The organism is Flectobacillus sp. (assembly GCF_049240685.1).
Classification (GTDB): domain Bacteria; phylum Bacteroidota; class Bacteroidia; order Cytophagales; family Spirosomataceae; genus Flectobacillus.
Window position 1 is genome coordinate 1 of sequence record NZ_JBMLSD010000110.1, and the last position, 2790, is coordinate 2790.

Here is a 2790-nt window from a genome sequence, read left to right on the forward strand (position 1 = left end):
CCTTGCCAAGGCATGAAGGCTACTTTCATGTTACGTCCAAGTGCCAATTCACCCTGTTGTGTTGCATAACCTTCACAAAGTGCTTCTCCTTTTTTCACACGTTGTCCTTTACGAACAATCGGCTTCAAGTTGATGGTTGTATCCTGGTTAGTTCTACGGAACTTAATCAGTTTGTATTCTTTTGTATCACCTTCAAAACTTACTAAGTATTCATCTGGTGACATATCGTATTTAACCACGATTTTGATACTATCCACATAATCGATAACACCATCAGCCTCTGCTACAACAAGTGTACGAGAGTCAAGTGCTACGCGAGCTTCAAGGCCAGTACCTACAATAGGGGCTTCAGGACGTAATAGTGGTACGGCCTGACGTTGCATGTTGGAACCCATCAAGGCACGGTTAGCATCATCGTGCTCCAAGAATGGAATCAACGAAGCCGCCACCGATACGATTTGGTTTGGAGCAACGTCCATGAATTGAGCCTCTTGAGGGTCAACACGAGGGAAGTCACCTTCAAAACGAGCTTTTACACGATCGCTTTCAAACAAACCATCGTCACCATAAGAAGCATTTGCCTGAATGATGTTTTTACCATCTTCTTCTTCTGCTGTCAAGTAATGAACTTGATCTACCTGAACTTTACCTCCTTCAACCACACGATATGGAGTTTCGATAAAGCCCATCGAGTTGATTTTTGCGTGAACGCAAAGTGATGAAATCAAACCGATGTTTGGACCTTCTGGTGTTTCGATTGTACAAAGACGACCGTAGTGCGTATAGTGAACGTCACGAACCTCAAAACCAGCACGCTCGCGAGAGAGACCACCAGGCCCTAGAGCTGACAAACGACGTTTGTGAGTAATCTCGGCCAATGGGTTTGTTTGGTCCATAAACTGAGATAGCTGGTTGGTACCGAAGAACGAGTTGATTACTGACGAAAGCGTACGTGCATTAATCAAATCAACTGGCTTGAAGTCTTCGTTATCACGAACGTTCATACGTTCTTTGATTGTACGAGCCATACGAGCCAAACCTACACCAAACTGAGCGTATAATTGCTCTCCTACAGTACGAACACGACGGTTTGACAAGTGGTCAATATCATCAACTACCGCTTTAGAGTTAATCAAACCAATTAAGTATTTTACAATTGAAATGATATCATCTTTTGTTAATACTTTGGTTTCCATTGGAATATCATGTCCCAACTTCTTATTAATTCTGTAACGACCTACCTCACCTAAATCGTAACGTTTGTCAGAGAAGAATAAGTTTTGGATAATATCACGAGCAGTTTGTTCGTCTGGCGCTTCTGTATTACGCAACTGACGGTAAATTTGCTCAACGGCTTCTTTTTCTGAGTTTGAAGAGTCTTTTTGTAATGTATTGTAAATGATGTTATAATCATTCACGTTCATATCTTCTTTGTGAAGAATGATGGTATCAAGACCTGCATCTAAAATCGTTTCGATATCGTCTGCTGAGATAATAGAGTCACGCTCCATTAATACCTCATTACGGTCGATTGATACTACCTCGCCCGTATCTTCATCTACGAAGTCTTCCTGCCAAGTTCTTAAAACCCTTGCAGCCAAACGACGACCAACTGCTTTTTTCAAAGTAGCTTGATCAGCTCTTACTTCTTCAGAAAGACCAAACAAGTCGAGGATTTCTTTATCTGAACCAAAACCAATCGCACGAAGAAGTGTAGTTACAGGGAACTTTTTCTTACGGTCGATGTAAGCATACATCACGTTGTTTACGTCAGTTGCAAATTCAATCCAAGAACCTTTGAAAGGAATAATACGAGCTGAATACAACTTTGTACCATTTGTATGACGGCTTTGAGAGAAGAATACCCCTGGAGAGCGGTGCAATTGAGAAACGATTACACGTTCAGCTCCATTGATAACGAATGAGCCTCGCTCAGTCATGTATGGAATATTTCCTAAGAATACCTCTTGCTCAATTGTTTCAAAATCTTCGTTATCATCATCATTACAAATCAAACGAAGTTTTGCCTTTAAAGGTACTGAGTAGGTAAGACCGCGGTCGATACACTCATCTACTGAATATTTTGGAGGGTCAACCGAATAATCGATAAATTCGAGGACAAAGTTTTCACGAGAGTCCGCGATTGGGAAGTTCTCTGCAAAAACCTTGAAAAGACCCTCGCCATTACGGTTTTCGGCAGGAGTTTCTAATTGGAAAAACTCCTGAAATGACTTTACCTGAATATCCAAGAAATCTGGGTATTCGAGCAAATTCTTAACTTTGGCGAACGTAAGTCTGCCAGTGTTTGTCATGTGTGCCAAGGCTGTTACTGTTTTTGAAGTTTACTGTAAAAGTTTACTGTTACCAGTTGGTATCAATCAGTAAAGACTGAGTAAGGTGTTCTTTACAAAACTGACATTTTTTGGCTTTTGAGCCAAATGGAGCCTCGTAGATGTGAGTATCATTGTTTCCCTTTGCTGTTCTTCCTACGAAAAAAGAAAAGTGTTTCGGAACCAAGTACTTATCAAATGGGATGCAAAATCCGTAAAATCTTTGATAGCCTGCAAAATTATTAAATTAATCTTTGATTATCAAGTTTTTAGTAAGAAAATTTGGAGTTATGAAAAAAATGGATTATAACGATTATTATTCGCCACAATGCGCGTTGCCTTTTGTTTTATCTATAAATAAGTGAACAAAATTAGATTTAAGTTGTCATGCTATAAGCAATAGGCAAAGAGTTTTAACATGTTTTTTAGTAACTACAGATATGTTTTTACCAAACGCTCA

The 2790-nt window shown here is 39.7% G+C and carries 1 protein-coding gene; it reads right to left on the reverse strand.

Annotation, left to right across the window (positions count from 1 at the left end; translation table 11 throughout):
* A partial coding sequence (rpoB, locus tag ACOVQ4_RS04885) for a DNA-directed RNA polymerase subunit beta (protein WP_421819534.1) occupies positions 1–2312 on the reverse strand: 2312 nt, incomplete at its 3' end.
* Positions 2313–2790 lie beyond the last annotated feature (478 nt).